We start from the raw sequence: 23,028 nt of genomic DNA on the forward strand, positions 1-23,028 counted from the left end.
CGTCAGCGGCCCTCCCGCGACAGGCGCGGATTGAGCGCATCGTTGAGGCCTTCGCCGATCAGGTTCAGCCCGAGCACCGAGATCAGGATCGCGATGCCGGGAAACACGGTGATCCACCAGGCCTGCCGGATCACGGTGCGGCCGGCGCCGACCATGTAGCCCCAGGAGATCAGATTGGGATCGCCGAGGCCGAGGAAGGACAGCGAGGATTCAAGCAGGATCGCGGTCGCCACCATCAACGAGGCCAGCACGATCACGGGCGACAACGCGTTGGGCAGGATCTCGCGCAGGATGATCCAGCTGTTGCTTTGGCCGGTGACCACGGCGGCCTGGACATATTCGCGGGTACGCAGCGAGAGCACCTCGCCGCGCACGAGGCGAGCGACCGGCGGCCAGCTCACCACCGCGATCGAGGCGACGATCGAATAGATCGAGGGCTGCAGGATGGCGACCAGCACGATCGCGAGCGCGAAGCTCGGAATGGTCTGGAAGAACTCGGTGAAGCGCATCAGGGCGTCGTCGACCTTGCCGCCGAAATAGCCGGCCATGGCACCGATCGGCACGCCCACGATCAGCGCCGCCAGCGTGGAGACGAGACCGACCAGAAGCGAGACGCGGGCGCCGAAGATCATGCCGGCGAAGATGTCGCGGCCGAGCGCGTCGGTGCCGAGCGGCACGGCCCCGAGCGTGAACGGCGGCAGGAACGGCCGCTGCACCATGCGCCAGGGCGAGTTCGGGAACAGCATCGGTCCGAACACCGCGACAGAGATTGCAACCAGGAGGATGACGAGCCCGATGACGCCGCTCGGGCTCTTCAACATCGATTTCCAGAACTGTTTCATGCGGCGTATTCGATCCGCGGATCGACCAGGCGATAGACGAGGTCGGTGATGAGGTTGAAGGTGAGGACCATGGCGGAGCAGATCACGAACACGCCGAGCAGCAGATTGTAGTCCCGCTGCAGCAGCGCGTCGTACATCAGCCGCCCGATGCCGGGCCAGGCGAACACGGTCTCGGTGATGACGGCGCCGCCGATCAGCGTGCCGGAATGCACGCCGGCGAGCGTCACCACCGGCAGCAGCGCGTTGCGCAGCACGTGGCGGCGCTGGATCACGGCGTCGGAGAGCCCCTTGGCGCGCGCCGTCTTGACGAAGTCGAGGCGTTTCACCTCCAGCATCGAGGCGCGCGTCATGCGGGTGTAGGTCGCCATGAAGAACAGGCCGAGCGTCATCGCCGGCATGATCAGGTGCTTTGCGACGTCGACCGCATGGGCAAGGCCGGTGAGGTTGGCCCCGACCGTCTCGTAACCGAAGCTCGGCAGCCAATCCATCGTGACCGAGAACAGGAGGATGCCCATCAGCGCCACCCAGAAGATCGGCATGGCATAGAAGATCAGCGCGAACACGGTGATGGCGGTGTCGAAAAACGTTCCGGCAAAGCGCGCGGCGAAGGTGCCGAACAGGATGCCGAGCGTGAGCGAGATCGCGAAGGCGGTCAGCGTCAACAACAGCGTCGCCGGCAGCCGCTCGCCGATTAGTTTTGCGACCGGAGCCTGCTGCCGGAAGGAAAAGCCGAGGTCGAGGCTGACGACGCCCTTGACGTAGATGAAGAGCTGCTCGGGCAGCGGCTTGTCGAGCCCGAACTTCTCCCGGAGCTGCTTGACGAAGACCTGATCGCTGGCCCCGGCCTCGCCCGCCATCACGATCGCGGGATCGCCGGGCGCCAGGCGGATCAGGAAGAAGTTGAGGACCACGATCGCGAGCAAGACGATCACGCCCTTCAGGACACGCTGAGCAACGAAGGAGAGCATCTTACTGGAGGTTCATAGAGGGTGACGTAGGCTTTAGCCACTGGGGCGGTACGCTCCCTCGCCCCGCTCTTGCAGGGAGAGGGTTGGGGTGAGGGGCCTCTCTCGGAGTGTGAGAAACGCCGACGGACCTGTACCCCCTCACCCGAATATGCGCTTCGCGCACATTCGACCTCTCCCCGCGAGCGGGGAGAGGTGAAGAAAGGCATGCGCTCACTTGTCGAGCCATGCGTCCTTGAAGCCGTCATTGACCCCGATCCCCGTGGTGATCAGGTTCTTGACCTTGCAGCGCATGATGGTCGGAAATTGCAGCTCGAGCATCCAGGCCACCGGCACGTCCTCGACCAGGATCTTCTGCGCCTTCTCGTAGATCTCCTTGCGCTTGGAATCCGGCGTTGCAACCGCGCCCTCGGCGAACAGCTTGTCGATCTCCGGGTTGGAATAGCCCTCGACGTTGTTGAACACCTGGCCCTTGGCGATGTTGCTGGAGACGTAGTTGCGCCCCACTCCGAGCGCGGGGTCGCCGTACTGGTAGAGATAGGTGAAGGCGATATCGTAATCCCACTCGGCGATCTTCTGGTTGCCGCCGGCGACGTCGGTGGCGATCGTCTCGATGGTCATGCCGACATCCTGGAGGTTCTGCTTGACGGCTTCGCCCCAGCGCTGCCAGGTCTCGCCATAGGCCAGCGGCAGCAGGCGGATCTTCTCGCCCTTGTAGCCGGCTTCCTTCAGCAGTGCCTTGGCCTTGGCCGGATCGTAGGGGTATTTCTTCACGTCATCGGTATAGAACTTGATGGTCGAGGCCGACGGGCCGGTGGCGACCTTGCCGAGCCCGTTCCAGATCACGTCCTTGGCGAAGTCGCGGTCGACCGCATACATGATCGCCTGCCGCACCCGCTTGTCGGCGAGCGGACCCTGGCGGTTGTTCAGCCACAGCCAGGCCAGCGGCGAGAAGAATTCCCAGCCCGCGCCGGTGACGCAGGTGTCCTTCAGCTTGGACAGCCGCGGCACGTCGAAATTCTCGACCGAGCCGCCGGGCAGCACGTCGACCTTGCCGGTCTCGTAAGCCACCGAGCGCGCGGCGGCGTCCGGGATGATCTGCCAGTAGATCTCGTCGAGATAGGGCTTGCCCTTCTCGTGGTAGTTCGGATTCTTGACCAGGCGGATGAACGAGCCCTTCTGCCATTCCTTGAACATGAATGGGCCGGTGCCGATGGGTGCGTTGTTGTAGGGGTTGGTCTTCCAGTCGGTGCCTGCATAGAGATGCTTCGGCACCATCGGCATCGAGCCGACCTCGAAGATGCCGAGGAACGGGCCGAACGGCTGCTTCAGCGTGAAGACCACCGTATGATCGTCCGGCGTCTCGATCTTGTCGACCTGCGCCAAATTGGTGCGGGCGCGCGCATGGGTCTGCTTCAGCATCTCGATCGAGAACAGCACGTCGGCGGCGGTGAAGGGCTTGCCGTCGTGCCAGGTCACGCCCTTCTTCAGCTTGAAGGTGTAGGTCTTGGCGTCCTCGCTGACGCTCCAGCTCTCGGCGAGCTCCGGCAGGGGATCGAGCTTGGGGCTGTAGCGCAAGAGGCCTTCGAAGATGTTGCCCGAGACCATCTGGGTCGGGCCGTTCTGGACCTGCGCAAGCATCAGGCCGGGCGGCTCAGGCTGGATCACGGCATTGATCACACCCCCCGTCTTCGGCTCTTGCGCCAGCGCAGGGGCCACAAGGCCGCAAGCCAGGAGGAGACCAAGCAACACTCGTTTTGGCATGTCGTAATCTTTCTCAAGCGAGACCAGCCGGAAACGCTTCGCACGCGCCCTCGCGCGCAAAGCGACGGTCGGTCCATCCCAGTCCCCATCCGCCATCGAGGCTCACACAGTCCCGTTCGGCGCGGCAAGATGAAAGTCGCGACAGTGCTCGCACAAAAAATGTACAGCTCGTCCTGTTTCTCCGCCTGTGCGACGGCACGGCAGATCGGCCAGCTCCGAGGGATCAGGCGGCCTTCAGAAGTGATGAGAGCATGCCGGGGCAGTGCACAAGTCCGCGCCTGCGACCAAAAGCATCAGCCCGTCATTTTGCGCCGAGCGCCCGCCGCAATTCGTCGAGCGCCTCTGCAAGCTGCTCGCGGTGCGCGATGTCGTCCTTGGGCAGCGCGGCGACGCTGCGGGCGAGCTCCCGCAGGATTCCGGCCAGCAGGCCGAAGTTGATGTGCAGATGCACCGATTTGCGTTCGTCGGGCGCGCCAGGATGTTGCAGCACCAGCCAATGCCGCTGCCGTCGAGCTTCGCCTCGAAGCGGGACGAACCTCATCGATGCCCGCGCATTCTGGCCGAGAACGAGCCGGACCGCCTTGCGCCAGGTCAGAGGCGGTCGGTGCCAAATTTGATCCGGATCAAAGCCGGTCCAGCGCTTCTGCGATCGAATGGCAAGTAGCGGGATGCGGCTGCGCGTCCTGTTCCCTTGAGCCGTGAGACGATCGATGGACATTCAGGCTACGACTATCCCTGCGGATGACGACAGCGGGCTTGATGTCGCCGGTCTCGAGCCGGCGCCGGACGTGGGCGCGCAGCACTGCCTGCTTTTGCTCGGCAATGCTGGCCTGCGCCCGACACGCCAGCGCCTGGCGCTCGGCCGATTGCTGTTCCTGGGCGGCCATCGTCACGTCACCGCAGAAAGTCTCTATGAAGAAGCAATGGCCGCGAACGCATACCTGTCGCTCGCCACCGTCTACAACACGCTGAACCAGTTCACCGAAGCGGGCCTCTTGCGCCGGATCGCGGCCGACGGCATCAAGTCGTTCTTCGACACCGACACGTCCGTGCATCCGCACTTCTATCTCGAAGGCGAGGACGTGTTGGTCGACGTTGCCGATGGCCTCGCCTTCACCAAGATACCCGAGGCCCTTCCCGGCCACGAGATCGCGCGTCTCGACGTCGTCGTCCGTTTACGCCGGAAGCGAACTTAGCGCAGCCGTGGCTCTTACCCTCCCCTGGAGGGCGAGGGTCGGCTCACATTGAGCGCAGCGAAAATGTGAGACGGGGTGGGGTGACGGTGTCTCCACATCCGACACTGCACGAGTGGAGAGATCACCCCACCCGCTCGCGCTGCGCGCGATCGACCACGGGCGAGCTTCGCTCGGCCCGGCCCCTCCAGGGAAGGGTAAGAGCAGCGTTGCGCCTTACCGCAACCCGGCGCGGCGGAATCCCTCCAGATAGTGTTCGCGATCTCGCTCATTCGCCCACGGCAGCTGCGTCGCGATCCAGTGCAGCGAGATGCCCGGCTGGGTGCGGCGGAGCTCTCCAAGTGCCATTTCCGCAAGCGCGCCATCGCCGGTCATGCCGGCGGAGACGGCGAGCACGCGGTAGGCCCCGGTAAGATCGCCGCGGTGGCGGATCGCCTCGCGCGCCAGCGCGATGGCCTCGCCATAGTGCCGTTCGGTGAAGCGCGCATAGGCGGCGATACCGTGATAGATCGCCAATGACGGATCGCGCGGCGACAGCCGGATCGCCTTTTGCGCAGCCTCGAACGAGTCCTTCGACCGTCCGGCATAGGACAGTGCCAGCGCGTAATAGCCCTGCGCCAGGGAGAAGTTCGGATTGAGCGCGAGCGCCTGCTCGAACTCGGACAGTGCGTCGGTGAGCCTGCGGGTCGAGAAGCAGACGCTGCCGAGCGCGGCATGTGCCCAGGCATCCTCATGGTCGCAGCGCACCGCTTTGAGCGCGGCGGCTTCCGCGGACGGCGCAACCGCGGCCAGCTCGGTCCAGCCGAGATGCACGCCGAACATGTCGTTCACGGCCAGCACCGACAACGCCTGGCCGTAATCCGGGTCGATCGCGATCGCGCGCGCGAGCAGCGCCTTCGCGGCCGCGTGGTCCTGCCGGGTCACGCGCCAATAATGCGACAGCGCGCGCATCAACAGGTCCCAGGCGTCGAGGCTCGCCGGCGGCTTGCGACGGCTGCGGAAATTCTCGGCGGCGTGGATCTGCGGCTCGATCGCGGCGGCGATCGCATTGGTGATCTCGTCCTGCACGGCGAAGACGTCGACGAGCTCGCGGTCATAGCGCTCGGCCCAGAGATGACCGCCCGACACGGCGTCGTTGAGCTGCGCGGTGATGCGCACCCTTTTGTCCGCCTTGCGCACGCTGCCTTCGACGATGTAGCGGACGCCGAGTTCCTCGGCGATCTGCCTGATGTGGACCGCGCGTCCCTTGTAGGTGAAAGAGGAGTTGCGGGCGATCACCATGAACCAGCGCTGCTTCGATAGCGCGGTGAGGATGTCCTCGCTGATCCCGTCGCCGAAATAGTCCTGCTCGGGATCCCCGCTCTTGTTCTCGAAGGCGAGCACCGCGATCGCCGGGCGGTCCGCAACGCGCGGGGGAGCGGGCCTGGCTTCCGTCCGCGCGAGCGATACTGCCACCTCTTCCCGGACCTCGCCGATGAAGCGAAACCCCTTGCGCGGAATGGTCTTGATCAGGCGCTGGGTCGCGCCATCGTCGCCGAGCGCCTTGCGCGCGGCGTTGATCCGGCTGTTCAGGGCGGAATCCGAAACGATGCGGTCGTTCCAGATCTGGCTGATCAGGTCATCCTTACTGACCACACGCGCCCGTTGCGTGACCAGATAAAGCAGCAGATCGAACACTTGCGGCTGCAACGGAACGGTTTCCCCGTCGCAAGTGAGCTCCCGAAGGTCACCGTCCAGCACGTTGTTTTCAAAGCGAAATCGCACGTTCTCGTCGTCTCAAGCAAAAATCAAAGTCGTCTCAGGCGAAAATCAATCGTCCGCGAAAGCCGCGGGACGTCCGATCCGGCATGGTGCGAAGACCAAACCGTATCGATGCCTCGGCACAACGGAGTGTTTTATGACCCAAATTGATCACCAGGTTCATTCTCTCGGCCCGGAGGCTACGGGCTCTCGTATTTTCAGGTTCATCGCCTTTCTGTACGGAATTGCGGCGTATCTCGTGTTTTTCGTCACCATTCTCTATGCGATCGGCTTCGTCATGGGGGTGATGGTGCCCAAGACCATCGATACCGGTGCCGAAGCGCCCGTCGTTCGCGCGGTCGTCATCAATCTGCTGCTGATGTCGCTGTTCGCGGTTCAACACAGCGTGATGGCACGCCAACAATTCAAGGCATGGTGGACGCAGTTCGTCCCCAAGCCGGTCGAGCGAAGCACGTATGTGCTGTTCGCGAGCCTGTCATTGCTCCTCCTGTTCTGGCAGTGGCGTCCGCTACCCGCGGTCGTATGGGAGGTCGAGAACCCCGATCTTGCCGTCACACTGGTCACGTTGTCCTTCGCTGGCTGGATGCTGGTGTTCACCTCGACCTTCATCATCAACCATTTCGAACTGTTCGGCCTGCATCAGGTGACGAATCATCTCGTCGGCAAGGAGATGGAGCCGCCGCGCTTCAAGACGCCGCTGCTCTACAAGTTCGTCCGCCATCCGATCTATCTCGGTTTCATCATCGCGTTCTGGGCGGCGCCGGTCATGACCGCGGGTCATCTGCTGTTCGCGGCCGTGACCACGCTCTACATCTTTGTCGGCATCGCGCTTGAGGAGAGCGATCTCGTCGATCTCTTCGGCGACGAGTACCGGCAGTACAAGCAACGCGTCTCCATGCTTATTCCCTGGCGCCGGTCGGTATAGTCTAGGCCAAGCCCCGCGCATCCAATCGAAACAAGGGCGCGCGGGGCGCCGACGCGCGATAGCGATCCATCGGAAAAAGGGAGACGTCCAAATGAAACATGTCGGAAACTGCTTCTGTGGCGCGGTCACGATCGAGGTCACGGGTGCACCGGAGGCGATGGGCTATTGCCATTGCCGCTCCTGCCGCTCCTGGTCGGGCGGTCCGGTCAACGCCTTCAGCCTGTGGAAGCCGGAAGCCGTGCGCATCACCGAAGGCGCTCAGAATGTCGAGACCTTCGTCAAGACGCCGCTCAGCCAGCGCAAATATTGCAAGAAGTGCGGTGGCCATCTCATGACCAACCATCCGCCGCTCGGTCTGGTCGACGTCTTCGCCGCCACCATCCCCACCCTCGCGTTTACGCCCGGCGTCCACGTCAACTATGCCGAGACCGTGCTGCCGATGCGCGATGGCCTGCCCAAGCTGAAGGATTTTCCCGCCGAGTTCGGCGGAAGCGGCGAAATGATGCAGGAATAGCGGCGCGTCTTCAGTTGAAGGCTGTTCCCTGCTGCCATCCTTGGTCGATTCGACTACCCCGGTCCGTTCACCTCTCCCGCTTGCGGGAGAGGTCGCGCCGAAGGCGCGGGTGGGGGCTTTCTCCTCTTGGGGATTGTCCCATTGCGGAAGCACCCTCTCCCCAACCCTCTCCCGCAAGCGGGAGAGGGAGGGCACCTCCGTCGTTGCAGCGATCAAGCGTCATTTCATCGCACTTTAGCCTCCGCGCGATTCGACCACCTTGCGGCAGGAATCGGACAGCTTCGACTTGTTCTCGCGCAGGCAGGCGTTCATTTGCGGCGGCTTGCCGATATGCTCGGCGCAGAATTTGCTGGCGTCGCCGCGGCAGGCCATTTGCTCCTGGACGGATGGACCGGACTGCGCGGCAGCAGGCAGGGCGGCAGCTGCGAGCAGCAGCGCGGCAAGAACCGAAATCTTCATAGAGCACCTCTTTGGAATTCTCGTTGGTCCCGACCGGGATCAATCGGGCCGGACCATTCCGCAAAGGCCGGGCGCCGGTCCATGCCATGTTCATGGCAGCGGCCAGTCCTCCCGCCCGCGGTACCCCCATCTTCATGGCATGTATCCGCGGGCCGACTTTTGTCATTCAGGCTGCACCTCGGCTGCGAGACCCGGTGATTGCGTCGGGACGCCGAACGGAACCAGGAGAGCAAGATGTCGAAGAGAGCTGGAGCGCTGGGCGCAGGGCTGACGGTCATGGCGCTGGCGGGTGCGGCGATGGTGTCGCTGGGCACGAGCCCGGCGCAGGCCGTGGTCTATTGCAAGACCGTCGGCGTGCCGAAGGGCTGCGTGGTGCGGCCGGCTGGCGCCGTGGTGGTGGGAGCGCCGGTCGCGCGGGCTGCCGTCGCGACCCCCGGTGTCGGCGCACCCGGTGTCGGTGTGCGTGCCGGCACGCCGATGAATCGGGGCGGCCCGGTCAATCGCGTCGGCGTGCGCTGATATTTCCGCTCCATTGAACTGATGCATCGCTTCGGGCCAAGGGGCCCGCGGACGAAGACCCCCCGTCCTCCGCGGGCAATTTCAACCCGGCCCGTCCCCTCTCTCCGTGCGCCCCACACGTTCGGGGAGGGGGCCCTTTCAACCCGCGGCCATGTCGCTGTCGGGAAAACGTTGCGGCAATTTCAGCCGCAAGCGCGTGCCGGAGGAATCAGACGTCAGGTCGAGCACCGCGCCGCAGCGCGCGGCGCGGCTTTTCATATTGCGCAGGCCGCGCGCGGTCTGGCCGGCCCCCGCGGCCTCGCCATTGCCGGCCAGCGCAAAACCGTTTCCGTCGTCCGTCACGGTTATCACGCCGTAGGGTCCCTGGCCTGCGTCGAACGTGTCGATGGTCACCGCGATGCGGCGGGCCTGCGCGTGCTTGACCGCATTGGTCACGGCCTCGTCGAGGATGCGCACGATCTGGACGACGTGCCATGGCCTGAGCTCGGGATGCAGCGGCAGGCCCTGCGGCGTCGCCACGCGCCAGTCGAGCGTGATGTCGTGCGGCCGCAATTGGGCCGTGGCGCGCTCGCGCCAGGAGCCGAGCGCCAGCATCAGGTCGCCGCCGATGTCGTCCATGGAATCGATGACGAGACGGAGATCCTTCAGCGCCGCGCGTGCGGCGTCCGTGATGCTCGCGCCCGCGCTGCCGCGTTCGGACAGCGCGACGATGCTCACGAGCTGGCCGCCGAGTCCGTCGTGCAGGTCTCGCATCAGGCGCGTGCGCTCGTTGGCGAGCGCCGCCGCGCGGGCGCGCTCCTCCTCGCGGGCAAAGCTCGCCTTCAGCCGCTCCTCGGCCTCCCGCACCCGCGTCACCAACTGGCCGGCAAAGCTGTCGACCTGGTTCAAGGCGCGGGCGAAGCGCCAGGTCAGCCCGGCGCCGATCGCGACCAGCATCGCCGAATAGGACAGGCGCGAGACGAAGATGCGATCGTTGCTCACGATATCGAGCACCGTGAGCATGTCCTGAACCCAGCAGACCAGCACGATGGTCACCGCGCAGCCGATCGTGAAGCTCGCCGCGTCCTGCCGTCGCACCACCGCGGTTGCGGTGACGCAGGCCATCAGGAACAGGCAGAGCCCGACGGTGGGAATGCCGAGCACCAGGAACAGGATGCGCGGCAGCGGCGGGCCCCCGATCAGCCCGACCACGAATATGAGGACGCCTGGCACGAACAGCAACGTGCCGTAGCGCGGCCAGCGCCAGCCGAAGAACAGCACGCCGAACACGACGATCAGCGCGCTCTCGATCGGTGCGGAGGCCAGCAGCACCGCGGCCAGGTGCGATACCGTGGCCGGCGGCACCGGCGGCGGCGCGAATGCCTGCACCACGCCGAGCACCATCGCCGTCGCCAGTACGCCATAGACCGGCTCGTGACGCCGCATCAGCCACATGATCGCGAGGATGACGGCCAGGATCGCCTGCCAGGCGGAAAACACCACCGGCAGGGTGACGAACAGCAGCGTGCGTGTCTCATAGGCCGGGCGCAAGGCGGCATCCGGCCCGACATAGACGGTGTCGAGGAAGCCCTTGAGCGGGCCCCATACGAACAGCCGCACCGTGATCTCGTTTCCGCCCTCGCGCAGCAGCGACGCGGGGATGGCTGCGATCTGCGGCGTGTTGCGGTCGGGCCGGTTGGCGTTGGTGTCGCGTCGGGAGTCGAGCACGACGACGCCGTTGACGGCGACCTCCACCGCGTTGCTGAAGCGCGGCAGGTACACCGACCAGCCCGCGGCCGCATCGCCGCCCCGGAATGTGAAGGTGCCGGCGTAGATCGGCGGGTCGGCCAGCGAATAGCGTGACGAGGTGAAATGCGGCAGCGTCACCGGGCGCGTCAGACCGTCCTCCCGCGCCGAGAAATCGTCCACCGCGTAGTCGTCGGGATCGTTCGGCTGCAGCAGCCGAATCCCCAGGATCGTAACGATCACGATCAGGGCCTGGAGCAGCAGATAGGGCACCAGGCGCGAGGCGATCAGCCTGCGCCGCGGGCGTGTTGGTGCCCTCGCAGGTGCTTTGGCCGCGATCTCACTCACAGCTTGATCAGGCCCTGCTGCACCGCCTCGAACACCGCCTCGCTGCGCGTGTGCACCTCGAGCTTGCGATAGATGTTCTTGATATGGCCGGGCACGGTCTGCTTGGAGAGGCCGAGATGGCTTGCGATCTCGGCATAGCTGAAGCCTTTGGCGATGCCCCACAGGATGTCGATCTCGCGCGGGGTGAGCCTTGCCGTGTTGAGCGCGGGGCCGGGCGGCGGCTCCGCCGAATTCTGCGCGGCACCTTGCGTCCTGCGCACGATGAAGCGGGCGATCGAGGCCGAGATCGGTGAATGTCCCGCGACCAGATCGCGCACCGTGGTGGCGATGTCGGTGGGGAAGGCGTCCTTGAGCAGGTAGCCGGTGGCGCCGACCGTGATCGCGGAGATCACGCTCTCCTCGTCGCCGAGCGCGGAAATCACCATGATTTCGGTGTCGGGGAAGCGCTGCCGCATCTCGCGGATCAGCTCGACGCCGTGGCCGTCGGGCAGCCGCAGATCGGTCAGCAGCACGCGCGGCGCGCCGGCGGCGAGGGCCTGCCGCGCCTCTGCGAGCGTACCGGCGCTGCGCACCTCGTAACTGGCCTTGACCAGCGCATCCTGGAGGCGCCAGCAGGTCGGCGCATCGTCCTCGACGAGGAGGATGGTGATGGCTTCACCCGTCTCGCCTTGTTCGGTCATGATCAATGGTCCCGCGACCCGCGTGTCCCCCGCGGCGCAAGGCAAGTTTAGCCGCAGCGCGCACGCCGTGACACCCATAATCATGGGGGCAGTCACGGGACTGCCATGTGCCGACCCAACGTTGCCGCGCGACGGAGTGCCGCCGCCAATCCAGCTTACGAAAGATCAACCCGCGGCGGCGGATATCGCCGCGCCAGGACCGATAGCGACAGCGGCCGTTCGTCTTCCGGCAGCTCCAGATAGGCCAGCACGAGCGGCCGCTTCCAATCGCCGACGCCGAAATCCATCGCCGTCCATTTCTGCGGCTCGGGCCCTTCGAGCCCCCGGACCCAGACGAAATAGCGGGGAAGGTCGTCCGTGTCCGTCGTGCGTCTCCTGGCCATCGAAGCGGTCCGCTGCGTCAAGATCGTTGCCGCACGATATAGGGAATATCTGGGGGAAGTCGAACGCCCGAGGCGATCGGGGAAGCTTGCCGCCCGCGCCGGTGCCGGTTGGCGACAAAAGCGCTGTCGTTGCCCGTTAAGGTTCGATCCGTTCGAGAAATGATCGCGTAAGCGAAACAACCTCATCGAGGTTGGTTTCGAGCAGCCAATGGCCGCCATCCAGGAGATGCAGTTCGGCATCCGGCAGGTCGCGGAGATAGGCCCGCCCTGACTCCTCAGGCATGTAATGGTCCTGCGGCCCCCACAGGATCAATGTTGGCGGCTTGTGCTCCTGAAGATATCGGCGGTGCTCGGGAAACCATTGGCGGTTCGCCTTGAGGCCAAACAGAACGTCTGCGGCGGCGTCTTTCCGCCGCTCGGTCATCAGCGACCAGTGCAATCGCCAAAGGTCCGGTGCGATCAGTCCAACCATATCCGCACGCAAATCATTCAGGAACTCGTCGCGGAAATTCTCTTCAGTGACAGCTTCCCGCATCGCCGCACGCATCTCCTGATCGGGCAGTGACCAGGACTTCTCGATGTCGGCGTATGCCGGGCCAAGCGCATCTTCGTAAGGTATGTCGCCGTTTTGAATGATCTGGGCCACCACCCTCTCAGGCCGCATGATCGCCAGCCTGGCCCCGATCGGTGAGCCGAAATCATGAAGGTAGATCACGAAGCGTTCGATCTTCAGCTGCTTCACGAACTGGTCGAGCCACGCGGCATAGCCGCCGAAGCTGTAATCGAAGTCATCAGGTGTCCCGCTATAGCCGAACCCGGGATAATCGGGAGCAATCAGCCGCCATTTATCGGCCAGTCGCGGCATCAGATTGCGGAATTCGTAGGATGAGCAGGGATAGCCGTGCGGCAGCAGAACGACGGGCGCGCGTTCAGGACCGGCTTCTCGGTAGAAGGTATCCACGGATCCGATCCGGACCCTGCAATGTCTGACGCGTGTGTCCATGTCTTGCTTCCTTTGTAGATAAAGCAACTTCCGGGGCGGGGTTCCCGGCATCTGCGTCGTGGTGGGTAGAACCGAAGGCGGCTCTGACGGAACAACCACCGGAAGCTTACCGTTACGAAGCAACATCGGAGCGGGAGGTCGTTGTGATCCACCATGTCTCGGTAGGAACGAATGATGTTCAGCGTGCGAAGCGCTTCTACGATGCGGTCTTGCCGGTCGTCGGGATCACGCCGATGGCCGAGGACGAGGGTGGATTGGGCTACGGAAGCGGGACGTTTCACTTCAGCGTTCAAGTTCCGATCGACGGAAAGCCCGCGACCGTGGGTAACGGCAGCCACATCGCCTTTGCCGTCGAGAACCGCGCGATGGTCGATCGCTTCTACGCTGCCGCATTGAAGCATGGTGGCAGCGACGCTGGCGCTCCCGGGCTGCGGCCGAGTTACGACCTCAACTATTATGGGGCGTTTGTCCGCGATCCAGACGGTCACAAGATCGAGGCCGTGACCTACTCGGCACAATAGTCGCGAGCGAGCGGGAAGGCGCCATGCCGACCATGCCCTATGCAATTATCGAAGCTCCTTCGACGCTCGGCCTTGCGACTGACGGCGTGGAGCGCTTGCCCGAACAGCTGCTGAAGCTTGGTCTTGCGGAGCGCATCGGCGCGCGCCGCGCCGGGCGGCTGATGGTGCCTTCGAAAGATCCGACGCCGGATCCCGAGACCGGCGTCTTGAATGCCGGCGCAATTGCGGCGTGGTCGCCCAAACTCGCCGACGCGGTGGAAGCGGTGCTCGTCGCGGGCGAGTTTCCGCTGGTGCTGGGCGGCGATTGCACGATCTTACTGGGCTCGATGCTCGCGTTTCGACGGCGCGGCCGCTACGGCCTGTTGTTCATCGACGGCAACGCCGATTTCTTCCAGCCCGAGGCGGAGCCCAAGGGTGAGGGCGCCTCGATGGACCTTGCCTTCGTTTCCGGCCACGGCCCGTCCCTCCTGGCCGACATCGAAGGTCGCGGTTCTCTGGTCCGCCCTGAAGACATTGTGGCGTTTGGATATCGCGATCACCAGGATCAGGCGGAATATGGAAGCCAGCCGCTTCCCGAAGAGCTCAAGGTGCTTGATCTTCCTGCTGTGCGGGCGCGAGGCATCGAGGCCGCTGCACGCGAAGCCGTCGATCACTTGACGCGAGCCGAGCTGGACGGCTTCTTCATCCATCTCGACGCCGATTGTCTCGACGATGCCATCATGCCGGCTGTCGATTTTCGCGTGCCGGGTGGGTTGTCGTGGGACGAGCTATCGACCGTGCTCCGGGTTGGCTTGGCGAGTGGCAAGGCGGTCGGCCTGGAGATCACCATCTACAATCCGGGCCTGGATGAAGACGGCAGCGCCGGGCGTGGCCTGGCCGATGTGCTCGCAGCAACGCTCGGGTCGTAGTTCGAGTTTGCTGAACCAGTCGGTCTTCGCCAAGAGAAGAGGCTTCGCCGGACACGCTTCGCCCTTTGGGCCGCCTGGCCGCGCCACGCGAAGCCCGAAGCGTGGTGCCCCTGGCCGGAATCGAACCAGCACTCCTTGCGGAACTCGATTTTGAGTCGAGCGCGTCTACCAGTTCCGCCACAGGGGCCCTCGGTCGGCCTCATAGGCGGCGTCGCGAAGCCGGCGGACTATAGCCATGGACGGGACGGGGTCAACCCGCGCCAAAGTGATCCCCGCCGTTCTCGACAGCCGCATGGGCTGGGGCTAGAGGCTTGGGAGCGCGAGAGATGCGAAAGAGGCTGCGGTGACCACCCAGAGTGCCGCCATACCTGCGTTCAAGCCGGGCGCCACGAGCCCCGCGCTGACCGCCGCGGCCTTGGTCACGCTGATCGGCTCAGCCACGATTGCGGGCGCCTGGTTCTTCCAGCTCGTCCTGGAGATCCTGCCCTGCCCATTGTGCCTGGAGCAGCGCTACGCCTATTACCTTGCGATACCTCTCGGTGTGCTGACGGCGCTGGCGGCGCGAAGCGGCGCGCCGCGGCCGCTGCTGCTGGCGGGGCTGGCGATCCTCACCCTGGCGACGCTCGCCAATGCCGGCCTCGGCGCCTACCATTCCGGGGTCGAATGGGGGTTCTGGAAGGGGCCGACCGATTGCTCCGGTCCGGTCGTCAACCTCGGCAGCGCCGCCGATCTCTTGTCGAAGCTCGACACCGTGAAGGTGGTGCGCTGCGACGAGGTGCAATGGCGCTTCCTCGGCCTCTCGCTCGCCGGCTACAACGTGCTGATCTCGCTCGTGATGGCCGCGATCGCTGCGTGGGGCTTCGTGCGGACGGCGAAGCGCTAAAGCTCAATCATCCACGTCGTCCTGCGTGCGCCCGAACAGGTGCACGATGCCCGGCGTTGCGATCGTCACGAAGACGAAACGCGACAGGTGGTGGGCGCCGACGAAGATCGGGTCGATGTGCAGCGTCAAAGCCAGCGCCAGCATCGCGTCCATCGCGCCCGGCGCGAAGGCGACGACGACGTCGGAGAATTTCACCGGGGTGGTCAGCGCCACGATGCCGACGAAGATGGCGGAGACGGCGATGGCCACGGCAAACGAGCCCAGCGCAGCGCTGAGGTGGCCGGCGAGCGTCTTGATTCGCATCCGGGCGAAACGGCTGCCGATCAGTGCGCCGATCCCGATCAGCGCAACGCCACGCACCCAGTCCGGCAGGCCGCCCTCGACCCATCCGGCACCATGCAGCACGCTGGAGGCGATCATCGCGCCGAACATCCAGCTCGCGGGAAACCTGATCAGCCGCAGCACGAGCGCCGCGGCCAGCGACGCGGCGGCCAGCTCGAGCAGGTCGAGCGGCGAGGCGATGGTCGTTGTCAGCGACTGTGCAGCCGAGGGCGTGACGCCTGCAATCGCCAGCACCATCGGCAGCGCGGCGGTCAGGATCATGACGCGCATGGTCTGCACCACCGCAATGCCCGGCAGGTCGGCGCCGCGCTCGACCGCCAGGATCGTGATCTGCGACAGCGCACCGGGACTGCCGGCCAGGAAAGCGGAGGTGCGGTCCCAGCCATGGATGCGCTGGAGGTAATAGCTCGACCCGAACGTGGAGCAGAACGTGGCGAGCGCAAGCAGGCCGATGGTGACCGGGTAGGCGCTGACCTGCTGAAGCAAATGGCGCGAGACGACCGAGCCCAGCGAGATGCCGAGCAGCACCAGCACGGTCTGGGTCAAAATCGGCGGCAAGGTCAGCTGACGGCCGGCGATCGCGGCGATCCCGACCGCGATCATCGAGCCGGAGATCAGCCCGCCGGGAAGGCCGGCGAGCAGAAACACAAGGCCGCCGGCGGTGCCGATGACGAGCGTCTCCACCGTGCTCAGGATCGTGGCACGGCTCGGCCATTCGAACGACAGGGAGGCGGTGATGTGCTTCACGCCACCTTATCGCAAATCAGCGCGAGGCGCACAATTGCAGGCTCGTCATGCCGCAATGCGCGAGGCCTTCCGCGGAGGCTCGGACGGAATCGTGACGGGCTTATTTCTTGTCGGCTGCGGGAGCGGCGGGAGCTGCTGGAGCGGCGACTGCGCTGCCGGCCCTCGCCTCCTTTTTGCATTCGCGACGGAATTTCTTGCGCTCCTTCCCCTTCAATCCCTTGGCGTCCGCCTGCCTGGAGCATTCCAGCGATTCCGCCGATCGCTCCTTCGTTGCCTTCTTTTCGTCGACGGTGGCGGCAGTGTCGGTCTTGGCGGCCGGCGCGGCGGTCTGTGCGAAAGCGGTGCCGGTGACGAGCAGGGAGGCGAGAGCAACGGCGGCGAGGCGGGACGTGAAGGTCATGTGGTGCACTCTGCTTGCGAGAATTGCGAAGGGCTGGAACGTTGGCTCGCGTTGCTGAACGCGACATGAATGAGTTGAGCGGCAGGATCACTATATTTTGCCGGCGCAACTCATCGCATCCTTGTCGCAAGCGGCCGGCACGCTAGGATAGCAATCCTCAATTCACTTCCGTCGGGGAAGATCAAGCAGGAGACCCAGGGATGACCATTCAGACGAAATTGTTGTATGCGATCGCAGCGTCTGGTGTCGCGGCATTGCTGACGAGCGCGCCGGCACAGGCACTGACCGCGCAGGAGTGCAGCGCGAAGTACCAGGCCGCCAAGAAGGACGGCTCGCTCGGCACCATGAAGTGGAATGACTTCCGCAAGGCCCAATGCGGTGCCGATGCGACGCCCGCCGCTGCGCCGACAGCGGCAGCGCCCACAGCTCCCGCGGAGCCGAAGCAGGCGAAGAAGGAGGAGGCACCAGCCGCGGCGCCAGCCCTGCCGGCCGGACCCGCAGTCTACCCGAACGCGATCGATCCGAAATATGCCAAGGAGACTCCCGGCAAGGCGCGGTTGCACACCTGCGTCGACCAGTACAATGCCAACAAGTCCACCAACGGCAACGGCGGCTTGAAATGGATTCAGAAAGGCGGCGGCTATTACAGCGAATGCACCAAGAAGCTGAAGGGCGCCGCCTGAGCTTCGCATTGCTGCGAAGGCCGGAGCGACGCTCCGGCCGATTCGCCTGAAGTGTCGCGCATGATCTTTTCGGAAAGCCGCTGCACACCTTGCGCTTACGCGGCCCTTGGGGGTCGGATCATGCTCAGTCGAGCAGCTTCTCGGCAGATTTCGCCACGAGTTGCGACCGCTTGCGCGGACCGCTCTCGACGAACAACAGGCTCTGGCCGAAGATGAAGCAGTAGAACAGGAAGGCCTGCGCGTCGGCCTCTTCGGTCGCAAGGCCGGTCGCCCGGTAGAGGTCGCCGACGTGCCTGAGCCGCGCCGCGTCGACACTTGCCACTGCGGCCGCGGCGTTCTCATCCGAGCGGGCCCATTGCCGGATCGCGAGCTCGATCGCCATCCCTTCCGGATTGAGCCGCTCGGAATAGAGCTGGATCACTGCCCTCAGCCGCTCGCGGGGCGTTTGCCCGTCGAGGCTTGTCTGCTGCGCGATCGCGGCGATGCGGCCCTTGCGCCAGGCTTCGAGCATGGCCTCGAGCAGCGCGGCGCGGTCGGCGAAGCGCCGGTAGAAGCCGCCCTTGGTGACGCCGAGATTCTTGGCGAGCACCTCGACCCGCACGCCCTCCACCCCCGCGCGGGCGAGCTCGGCAAATCCAGCCTCGACCCAGACGTCGCCCTTGCCGTCGCTCATGGAGGAAGCCTCACCCGATCTTGATACGGTGCCGTATTGTTAATGCGCAACGGGTTTGATACGCTACCGTATCAACGACCAAGAATGAAAGCGCGGAGGAAATGCTATGGAGCAGGAGGCGACCTATCGCGGCACGGTCTATCCGTGGCAATGCGACCATGTCGGGCACATGAACATCATGTGGTATGTCGGCAAGTTCGACGAGGCCAATTGGAATCTGTTCGCTCGCCTCGGCCTGACGCCGAGTTACTTGCGGTCCTCCGGCCGCGGCATGGCCGCGGTGCAGCAAAACATCGCCTACAAGCGCGAGCTGCTCGCCGGCGACATCGTCGAGATCCGCAGCCATCTGCTTGAGATCAGGGACAAGTCGATCCGCTTCCGGCACGACATGACGAATGCCGAGACCGGCGAGCTCGCCGCGACGTGCGAGATCACCGGCGTGCACATGGACCGCCAGCTCCGCAAGTCCGCCCCGTTCGCCGATTGCATTCGCGAAGCTGCCATGAAGCATCTTGCCGAACCAGCCGAGGTGTGAGCCATGACCGCATTCGAGCCGAAAAACCCGGGCTATCGCGCGGCGGCCATCGCCATGTTCGATGCCCAACCGGCCATGCGCACGCTCGGCATCGTGATCGTTCGCCTCGCGCCGGGCGAGGTCGAGCTCGCGATGCTGCATGCGCCGGCCTTCACGCAGCAGAACGGTTTCATCCATGCCGGCATCATCACCGCCGGGCTCGACAACGCCTGCGGCGTTGCGGCCTTCAGCTTGATGCCGCCGGAGGCCGGTATCCTCACCGTCGAATTCAAGACCACGCTGCTCGCGCCCGCCCGCGGCGAGCGTTTCGTCTTCAAGGCCGAAGTGGTCAAGCCCGGCCGCACGCTGACCTTCTGCGAGGCAAAGGCCTACGCCGAGCATGACGGCAAGACCACGCTGATCGCTACGATGACCGGGACATTGATGGCGATGCTGCCGGCGGCTTAGTTGAGCCGGGCGCGATTCGCGTGGCAATCGCTCCCGCAGCATTCTATATGAGTCGTAACAATGGCCGGTCCGCGGGCGTATATCCGCAAGATGGGACCGGAACGGGACGATATGACTGGATTTGGGAACAATGCGCCGAGCCGGCGCGCAGCCTTGACGCTGATCGGAGCGGGTGTGCTCGCGGCTGGCGGGATCGTTTCGGCGCGCGCCGCCACCGGCGATGACGAAGTGCTGACCGAAGCCAAGGTGCTGCGCGATCCCGACACGCCGGTCGCAGGCAATCCCGACGGCAACATCACCATCGTCGAATGGTCCGACTACAATTGTCCCTATTGCCGCAAGCTCGAGCCCGAGCTGCGCCAGGTGGTCCAGGACGACGGCAAGGTGCGGCTGGTCATGAAGGACTGGCCGATCCTCGGGCCGGTTTCAGTCACCGCGGCGCGGAGCGCGCTGGGGGCCAAGTTCCAGGGCAAGTATCACCAGGCCCATGACGCCCTGATCGGCGTCAGCTCGCGCCTGACCGAGCCGCGCATCAACGAGCTGCTCGCGGCTGCCGGGGTCGACATGGACCACTTGAAGCGCGATCTCACCGGCCACGCCAAGGACATCGACGCCATCCTCAAGCGCAACAACGAGCAGGCTGAAGCTTTCGGCTTCCAGGGCACCCCGTCCTTCATCGTCGGCAAGTATCGCGTGCCCGGCGCGCTCAGCATGACCGAGTTCGAGCAGGTCATCGCCGACGCCCGCAAGGCCAAGATGAACTGAGCCGGCGATATTCAGGACGCAATACAAAGGCGCCGTCGCGGGTCTGCGACGGCGCCTCGTTCATGTCGATCGGACGAAATTACTTCGACGAGATCCGGACCCAGTCCTTGTGCGCGCGATCGCGCAGCGCATCCCAATCGGCCTTGGCGACGTCCCAGTTCACGATGGTGCGGTTGGTGGTCGCGACCTCGCCCTTGGCGACTGACGACGTCTGCATGGAATCATAGACGTAGACGCCGCCCGCAAGCAGCAACGCGCCCAGGATCATTCCGAAAAAAGTCTGCATGGCGAACCTCCGGTGACGGGCGATAACGTCGGCCCGGAGTGATGGTTCCGCGACCATGCGGCGCATTCAAGGAGAGGTTGTTCATTTTCCATTCAGCCACTCCATCAGCTCCGCATTGATCTCGCGCGGATAGGTGTGGCTGAGGTCGTCGATCTCGCGATAGGTGATTTGGGCACCGGCGGCGGACAGCGCCGCCTGCGTCTGCCGTGCGGTCTGCACCGGAAACATCCAGTCGAGCTTGCCGTGAGTGATGAAGATAGGCAGGCCTTGCAGGCGCATCGCGTCGGCCATTTCCGCCATCAGCGGATGGAAGGTCGCTGCAACAGGGGCGAGATGCGTGAAGGGCGAGGCGCTGTCGAGGCCGGTGACGTAGCAGAAGGTGCCGCCGTCGCTCATGCCTGTCAGCAGCATGCGCGCGGGGTCGATGCGCCAGCGGCCGCGCACAGTATCGATGATGCGCATGAGGTTCGGTGTGTCGGTGTCGTCGCCCATCAGCGCCCAGGTCGGGCCGGTCGCGGTCGGCGCCACCAGGATCGCCCCAAGAGTGCGGGCGTCGCGGAGCCAGCTCCACAGAAAGCCGCGTCCGTTGCCGCTGCCGCCATGCAGCGCCATCACCAGCGGCATGGCACGCTCGGGCGCGTAATATTCGGGGACGTAGACCGAGAAGCCGCCGCGGCTGCCGGGCTCGTTGTGGTCGTGGAAGATGCCGGTATCTTCGCTCGCGCTGGCTTGGAGCCGCGATAACAAATCCGCATTGTCGCGATTGGCGGCGTTGAGGAAGAAGCCGCTCACCGGCGGAAATTGCGCTGCCAGCGGATAGAGCGCCTCCTGCGCGCGCGGGACATGGCGCAAGGCGCGGAATACCGCGACGAGATCGCCATGGCCACGCTCGACCTCACGAATGCCCGCAAAGGCAGCGAGCGTCTCGCCGCAGGCGCGATCGAGCCGGTCGCGCAGCCCGGCGAACCGCTCCGGCCAATCCCCGATTGCTGCGTGCGCCGTCTGCAGCGCCTCGTCCGGCGTGCCGATCGCATCCATCACCGAGGCGAAGGCCGGTGGATGCAGATGTCGCTGGAAGAAGCCGAGTGCTTCCAGCGCGTTGAGCAGAGGTGGCAGCACGGCCACGACGTCGTCGATCACGGCCTCGCTCATTATAGCCTCTCCACGGCTTGCGCCGCGGCGACCGCAGCGCGGTGCGCTATTTCTTCGCGGCCTTCTCCTGCGTCTTAAATCCCAGGTATGTCGAATTGACAATGCCCATCAGGAGCAGCAGATTCGTATCGAATTCCACGAAGATGAAGTTGGCGACGACGTTCCAGATAAAGATCACGGCGAGGATAGCGGTCCAGCCAATCATCTGAATCCTGTGCAATTTGGGTCCGTCTTCATCCGATAGCAGGTCGCTCCAGAATCTTTTCGATTTCACCCTTATCGGATTCTTGAGGTCGTCCCTATCCAGGATGACGGCAGCGATGCCAGTCACGCTGTTGATGCCGAGAAGCACGAGAATTGCTTCGGTGATGACGTTCCGGTAGATTCCCAGCGTGAGCCAGAGGAAGATGAAGCCCGCAGTCGAGAGCCACAGCCACAACGCCATCTGAGTGCGGCCGAGGCTGAACGTGCCTGCGGGGTCGTCCCTCGTTGGACTGGCCATGCATTCCTTTAGCTCGTCTTCAGCTTTCGTCTTGGCTTTCTGCAGATCAGCGTTCGTGGGGTCCGCGGCGGCCGCATCGCGTGCGGTCCTGGCATTTTGCTCCGCCAAATCGATATTTGTAAGCGAGTGATCGCGCAGGACGCTCGACTTGGCTGCAAAGATGGCGAAACCGGTCAACAGCAAGGCCATTGATAGCGCGCCCAGACCAACAATGTACGGCCAATACACCCGGAGTTCGATCGAGGATCTGGCTTCCGCCTCTGGCGTGCTGCTTTGCGATCTCGATACTCCGATCTTGAGCGGCATCGAACCCGAATTAGTCTTGTTCGCCAGCAAGCCGCGCCAGAATTTGGCGTCGTCCGACGCTGCATCAGGGGTCTGCCCGAACTCGAAAACGAGTGTTTGCGGTGCAGGTATAGCCGGCACCTTGAGCGACATCGGCGTGCGGCGTCCGTTCAGAAACAGCGTCACATCGACGACAGGAGGTGGCTGGTTCTGAGCGGCTTTGGCAACAGACAGGGCGACGTTGGCGACATCGAGCTTCTTCTCGGTTTCGGTCTTCGTCTTGGCATCGAGGGGGGTGTCAAGTTGTGTTTGTAGGTCCTTTACTTTCGTCTCGTTGTCTTCGACATCCTTCTTCAGCTTCTTTTCGCCAGCCTCGGACGCGACGCCGGCAACGACGACACAAAGGCGACCACCGAGCCTGATGGTACGGGGCAAGACGTCTACAATACGGAATTTCCCATTCGCGTCGTCAGCGGCGGATTTTGCGTTCGCAATAGAGCCAGGGTCGAGAGCGGCCTTCAATCCATCTCCGCAACCGGCATCGGCGACATTATTCGGCGCCTTTTGATTCGCTGGAGCGCCCGTGAGGAAAGGCCACTCGAACGCCGTACCAAGCATGCACATCACCAGCGCAACAATTCCCGCTAGCGTCAAAACGGCAGCGAGCGTCCTCGGAGGCACGCGGGGCATGGCAATTACCTTGAACAAAAAATGAGAGTAAAAATCACCAAGTTGTAGCTTGCAATGAGACACCCCAAAATTGCAAGCGATTATTCGCCGCAGCCTCCGGCGGAATATCCGGAGCTTGGTGTTGCGCT

Annotated in this window: 27 protein-coding genes and 1 tRNA gene; 11 read left to right on the top strand and 17 right to left on the bottom strand. The window is 64.4% G+C overall.

Annotated features, from left to right (window positions below):
* Positions 1–2: 2 nt before the first annotated feature.
* The 4 genes from ACVWYQ_RS26060 to ACVWYQ_RS26075 all read right to left on the bottom strand — a co-directional run bounded on the left by ACVWYQ_RS26060 (position 3) and on the right by ACVWYQ_RS26075 (position 4,061).
* Positions 3–842, bottom strand: a complete 840-nt coding sequence (locus ACVWYQ_RS26060; RefSeq protein ID WP_035996700.1) for an ABC transporter permease — start codon at positions 840–842, stop codon at positions 3–5.
* Positions 839–1,810 (bottom strand): ABC transporter permease, encoded by a 972-nt coding sequence (locus ACVWYQ_RS26065; RefSeq protein ID WP_225188520.1) that lies wholly within the window; start codon positions 1,808–1,810, stop codon positions 839–841. Before ACVWYQ_RS26065 ends, ACVWYQ_RS26060 begins: the two co-directional genes overlap by 4 nt.
* A gap of 210 nt (positions 1,811–2,020) precedes the next feature.
* On the bottom strand, positions 2,021–3,571 hold the full coding sequence (locus ACVWYQ_RS26070; RefSeq protein WP_271546192.1) for an ABC transporter substrate-binding protein: 1,551 nt from the start codon (positions 3,569–3,571) through the stop codon (positions 2,021–2,023).
* Positions 3,572–3,872: 301 nt separating this feature from the next.
* A complete protein-coding gene (locus ACVWYQ_RS26075; RefSeq protein ID WP_404545497.1) occupies positions 3,873–4,061 on the bottom strand; it encodes a hypothetical protein in 189 nt (62 codons plus the stop codon).
* 220 nt (positions 4,062–4,281) lie between these two features.
* Between ACVWYQ_RS26075 and irr the strand changes: the two genes are divergently transcribed.
* Entirely contained in the window at positions 4,282–4,767 is a 486-nt protein-coding gene (irr, locus tag ACVWYQ_RS26080; protein WP_271546190.1) for a Fur family transcriptional regulator Irr, read from the top strand.
* Positions 4,768–4,980: 213 nt separating this feature from the next.
* On the opposite strand, the gene ACVWYQ_RS26085 is transcribed toward irr, so the two are convergent.
* Positions 4,981–6,528 (bottom strand): winged helix-turn-helix domain-containing tetratricopeptide repeat protein, encoded by a 1,548-nt coding sequence (locus tag ACVWYQ_RS26085; RefSeq protein WP_271546188.1) that lies wholly within the window; start codon positions 6,526–6,528, stop codon positions 4,981–4,983.
* A gap of 133 nt (positions 6,529–6,661) precedes the next feature.
* Between ACVWYQ_RS26085 and mddA the strand changes: the two genes are divergently transcribed.
* Positions 6,662–7,450: a methanethiol S-methyltransferase gene (gene mddA, locus ACVWYQ_RS26090; RefSeq protein ID WP_271546186.1), complete on the top strand. Its 789-nt coding sequence runs from the start codon at positions 6,662–6,664 to the stop codon at positions 7,448–7,450.
* A 91-nt stretch (positions 7,451–7,541) separates the two neighbouring features.
* Positions 7,542–7,964, top strand: coding sequence for a GFA family protein (locus ACVWYQ_RS26095; RefSeq protein WP_271546184.1), 423 nt, complete (start codon positions 7,542–7,544; stop codon positions 7,962–7,964).
* A 234-nt stretch (positions 7,965–8,198) separates the two neighbouring features.
* Here the strand turns inward: ACVWYQ_RS26095 and ACVWYQ_RS26100 are convergent, their stop codons facing one another.
* A complete protein-coding gene (locus tag ACVWYQ_RS26100; protein ID WP_036020653.1) occupies positions 8,199–8,423 on the bottom strand; it encodes a hypothetical protein in 225 nt (74 codons plus the stop codon).
* Positions 8,424–8,657: 234 nt separating this feature from the next.
* Between ACVWYQ_RS26100 and ACVWYQ_RS26105 the strand changes: the two genes are divergently transcribed.
* Positions 8,658–8,942, top strand: coding sequence for a hypothetical protein (locus ACVWYQ_RS26105; protein WP_271546180.1), 285 nt, complete (start codon positions 8,658–8,660; stop codon positions 8,940–8,942).
* 138 nt (positions 8,943–9,080) lie between these two features.
* Here ACVWYQ_RS26105 and ACVWYQ_RS26110 read toward each other — a convergent pair whose 3' ends face one another.
* From ACVWYQ_RS26110 to ACVWYQ_RS26125, 4 genes are all read right to left on the bottom strand, one after another.
* Positions 9,081–11,015, bottom strand: a complete 1,935-nt coding sequence (locus ACVWYQ_RS26110) for a sensor histidine kinase (RefSeq protein WP_271546178.1) — start codon at positions 11,013–11,015, stop codon at positions 9,081–9,083.
* Positions 11,012–11,695 carry a response regulator gene (locus ACVWYQ_RS26115; RefSeq protein WP_271546176.1) on the bottom strand — a complete coding sequence of 228 codons (684 nt, stop codon included), beginning with the start codon at positions 11,693–11,695 and terminating at the stop codon, positions 11,012–11,014. The genes ACVWYQ_RS26110 and ACVWYQ_RS26115 overlap by 4 nt, the downstream gene beginning before the upstream one ends.
* Positions 11,696–11,850: 155 nt before the next feature.
* Positions 11,851–12,078 carry a hypothetical protein gene (locus ACVWYQ_RS26120; protein WP_036020661.1) on the bottom strand — a complete coding sequence of 76 codons (228 nt, stop codon included), beginning with the start codon at positions 12,076–12,078 and terminating at the stop codon, positions 11,851–11,853.
* Positions 12,079–12,214: 136 nt separating this feature from the next.
* Positions 12,215–13,081: an alpha/beta fold hydrolase gene (locus tag ACVWYQ_RS26125; protein WP_271546174.1), complete on the bottom strand. Its 867-nt coding sequence runs from the start codon at positions 13,079–13,081 to the stop codon at positions 12,215–12,217.
* 143 nt (positions 13,082–13,224) lie between these two features.
* Between ACVWYQ_RS26125 and ACVWYQ_RS26130 the strand changes: the two genes are divergently transcribed.
* Both ACVWYQ_RS26130 and ACVWYQ_RS26135 read left to right on the top strand, forming a co-directional pair.
* The gene (locus tag ACVWYQ_RS26130) at positions 13,225–13,602 is read left to right on the top strand and encodes a VOC family protein (protein WP_271546172.1); all 378 of its coding nucleotides are present in this window, start codon (positions 13,225–13,227) and stop codon (positions 13,600–13,602) included.
* 23 nt (positions 13,603–13,625) lie between these two features.
* Positions 13,626–14,510 carry an arginase family protein gene (locus tag ACVWYQ_RS26135; RefSeq protein ID WP_456726535.1) on the top strand — a complete coding sequence of 295 codons (885 nt, stop codon included), beginning with the start codon at positions 13,626–13,628 and terminating at the stop codon, positions 14,508–14,510.
* Positions 14,511–14,612: 102 nt separating this feature from the next.
* Here the strand turns inward: ACVWYQ_RS26135 and ACVWYQ_RS26140 are convergent.
* Positions 14,613–14,697, bottom strand: a tRNA-Leu gene (locus ACVWYQ_RS26140).
* Positions 14,698–14,853: 156 nt separating this feature from the next.
* Between ACVWYQ_RS26140 and ACVWYQ_RS26145 the strand changes: the two genes are divergently transcribed.
* Positions 14,854–15,393, top strand: coding sequence for a disulfide bond formation protein B (locus ACVWYQ_RS26145; RefSeq protein WP_271546168.1), 540 nt, complete (start codon positions 14,854–14,856; stop codon positions 15,391–15,393).
* 3 nt (positions 15,394–15,396) lie between these two features.
* Here the strand turns inward: ACVWYQ_RS26145 and ACVWYQ_RS26150 are convergent, their stop codons facing one another.
* Together ACVWYQ_RS26150 and ACVWYQ_RS26155 are read right to left on the bottom strand one after the other, a co-directional pair.
* The gene (locus tag ACVWYQ_RS26150; RefSeq protein WP_404545504.1) at positions 15,397–16,482 is read right to left on the bottom strand and encodes an AbrB family transcriptional regulator; all 1,086 of its coding nucleotides are present in this window, start codon (positions 16,480–16,482) and stop codon (positions 15,397–15,399) included.
* A gap of 100 nt (positions 16,483–16,582) precedes the next feature.
* Positions 16,583–16,882, bottom strand: a complete 300-nt coding sequence (locus ACVWYQ_RS26155) for a PsiF family protein (protein ID WP_271546164.1) — start codon at positions 16,880–16,882, stop codon at positions 16,583–16,585.
* Between the two features lie 200 nt (positions 16,883–17,082).
* On the opposite strand from ACVWYQ_RS26155, the gene ACVWYQ_RS26160 reads away from it, so the two are divergent.
* Positions 17,083–17,565 carry a hypothetical protein gene (locus ACVWYQ_RS26160; RefSeq protein WP_271546162.1) on the top strand — a complete coding sequence of 161 codons (483 nt, stop codon included), beginning with the start codon at positions 17,083–17,085 and terminating at the stop codon, positions 17,563–17,565.
* A gap of 124 nt (positions 17,566–17,689) precedes the next feature.
* Here the strand turns inward: ACVWYQ_RS26160 and ACVWYQ_RS26165 are convergent, their stop codons facing one another.
* Positions 17,690–18,238 (bottom strand): TetR/AcrR family transcriptional regulator, encoded by a 549-nt coding sequence (locus ACVWYQ_RS26165; RefSeq protein ID WP_157286803.1) that lies wholly within the window; start codon positions 18,236–18,238, stop codon positions 17,690–17,692.
* 106 nt (positions 18,239–18,344) lie between these two features.
* Between ACVWYQ_RS26165 and ACVWYQ_RS26170 the strand changes: the two genes are divergently transcribed.
* From ACVWYQ_RS26170 to ACVWYQ_RS26180, 3 genes are all read left to right on the top strand, one after another.
* Positions 18,345–18,773 carry an acyl-CoA thioesterase gene (locus ACVWYQ_RS26170; RefSeq protein WP_271546160.1) on the top strand — a complete coding sequence of 143 codons (429 nt, stop codon included), beginning with the start codon at positions 18,345–18,347 and terminating at the stop codon, positions 18,771–18,773.
* Between the two features lie 3 nt (positions 18,774–18,776).
* On the top strand, positions 18,777–19,220 hold the full coding sequence (locus ACVWYQ_RS26175) for a PaaI family thioesterase (RefSeq protein ID WP_271546158.1): 444 nt from the start codon (positions 18,777–18,779) through the stop codon (positions 19,218–19,220).
* A gap of 111 nt (positions 19,221–19,331) precedes the next feature.
* The gene (locus ACVWYQ_RS26180) at positions 19,332–19,985 is read left to right on the top strand and encodes a DsbA family protein (protein ID WP_271546156.1); all 654 of its coding nucleotides are present in this window, start codon (positions 19,332–19,334) and stop codon (positions 19,983–19,985) included.
* 79 nt (positions 19,986–20,064) lie between these two features.
* Here ACVWYQ_RS26180 and ACVWYQ_RS26185 read toward each other — a convergent pair whose 3' ends face one another.
* The 3 genes from ACVWYQ_RS26185 to ACVWYQ_RS26195 form a co-directional block, all read right to left on the bottom strand.
* Positions 20,065–20,271 carry a hypothetical protein gene (locus ACVWYQ_RS26185; RefSeq protein ID WP_128265907.1) on the bottom strand — a complete coding sequence of 69 codons (207 nt, stop codon included), beginning with the start codon at positions 20,269–20,271 and terminating at the stop codon, positions 20,065–20,067.
* Between the two features lie 81 nt (positions 20,272–20,352).
* On the bottom strand, positions 20,353–21,423 hold the full coding sequence (locus tag ACVWYQ_RS26190; RefSeq protein ID WP_271546154.1) for a carboxylesterase family protein: 1,071 nt from the start codon (positions 21,421–21,423) through the stop codon (positions 20,353–20,355).
* 46 nt (positions 21,424–21,469) lie between these two features.
* The gene (locus tag ACVWYQ_RS26195; protein WP_271546152.1) at positions 21,470–22,900 is read right to left on the bottom strand and encodes a hypothetical protein; all 1,431 of its coding nucleotides are present in this window, start codon (positions 22,898–22,900) and stop codon (positions 21,470–21,472) included.
* Positions 22,901–23,028 lie beyond the last annotated feature (128 nt).

The organism is Bradyrhizobium sp. USDA 3397 (genome assembly GCF_054060965.1).

Coding starts and splice junctions, on each gene's coding strand:
- ACVWYQ_RS26060 (WP_035996700.1), bottom strand. CDS start 842: ATGAAACAGTTCTGGAAATCGATGTTGAAGAGCCCGAGCGGCGTCATC.
- ACVWYQ_RS26065 (WP_225188520.1), bottom strand. CDS start 1,810: ATGCTCTCCTTCGTTGCTCAGCGTGTCCTGAAGGGCGTGATCGTCTTG.
- ACVWYQ_RS26070 (WP_271546192.1), bottom strand. CDS start 3,571: ATGCCAAAACGAGTGTTGCTTGGTCTCCTCCTGGCTTGCGGCCTTGTG.
- irr (WP_271546190.1), top strand. CDS start 4,282: ATGGACATTCAGGCTACGACTATCCCTGCGGATGACGACAGCGGGCTT.
- mddA (WP_271546186.1), top strand. CDS start 6,662: ATGACCCAAATTGATCACCAGGTTCATTCTCTCGGCCCGGAGGCTACG.
- ACVWYQ_RS26095 (WP_271546184.1), top strand. CDS start 7,542: ATGAAACATGTCGGAAACTGCTTCTGTGGCGCGGTCACGATCGAGGTC.
- ACVWYQ_RS26100 (WP_036020653.1), bottom strand. CDS start 8,423: ATGAAGATTTCGGTTCTTGCCGCGCTGCTGCTCGCAGCTGCCGCCCTG.
- ACVWYQ_RS26105 (WP_271546180.1), top strand. CDS start 8,658: ATGTCGAAGAGAGCTGGAGCGCTGGGCGCAGGGCTGACGGTCATGGCG.
- ACVWYQ_RS26115 (WP_271546176.1), bottom strand. CDS start 11,695: ATGACCGAACAAGGCGAGACGGGTGAAGCCATCACCATCCTCCTCGTC.
- ACVWYQ_RS26120 (WP_036020661.1), bottom strand. CDS start 12,078: ATGGCCAGGAGACGCACGACGGACACGGACGACCTTCCCCGCTATTTC.
- ACVWYQ_RS26125 (WP_271546174.1), bottom strand. CDS start 13,081: ATGGACACACGCGTCAGACATTGCAGGGTCCGGATCGGATCCGTGGAT.
- ACVWYQ_RS26135 (WP_456726535.1), top strand. CDS start 13,626: ATGCCGACCATGCCCTATGCAATTATCGAAGCTCCTTCGACGCTCGGC.
- ACVWYQ_RS26155 (WP_271546164.1), bottom strand. CDS start 16,882: ATGACCTTCACGTCCCGCCTCGCCGCCGTTGCTCTCGCCTCCCTGCTC.
- ACVWYQ_RS26160 (WP_271546162.1), top strand. CDS start 17,083: ATGACCATTCAGACGAAATTGTTGTATGCGATCGCAGCGTCTGGTGTC.
- ACVWYQ_RS26165 (WP_157286803.1), bottom strand. CDS start 18,238: ATGAGCGACGGCAAGGGCGACGTCTGGGTCGAGGCTGGATTTGCCGAG.
- ACVWYQ_RS26170 (WP_271546160.1), top strand. CDS start 18,345: ATGGAGCAGGAGGCGACCTATCGCGGCACGGTCTATCCGTGGCAATGC.
- ACVWYQ_RS26175 (WP_271546158.1), top strand. CDS start 18,777: ATGACCGCATTCGAGCCGAAAAACCCGGGCTATCGCGCGGCGGCCATC.
- ACVWYQ_RS26180 (WP_271546156.1), top strand. CDS start 19,332: ATGACTGGATTTGGGAACAATGCGCCGAGCCGGCGCGCAGCCTTGACG.
- ACVWYQ_RS26185 (WP_128265907.1), bottom strand. CDS start 20,271: ATGCAGACTTTTTTCGGAATGATCCTGGGCGCGTTGCTGCTTGCGGGC.
- ACVWYQ_RS26190 (WP_271546154.1), bottom strand. CDS start 21,423: ATGAGCGAGGCCGTGATCGACGACGTCGTGGCCGTGCTGCCACCTCTG.
- ACVWYQ_RS26195 (WP_271546152.1), bottom strand. CDS start 22,900: ATGCCCCGCGTGCCTCCGAGGACGCTCGCTGCCGTTTTGACGCTAGCG.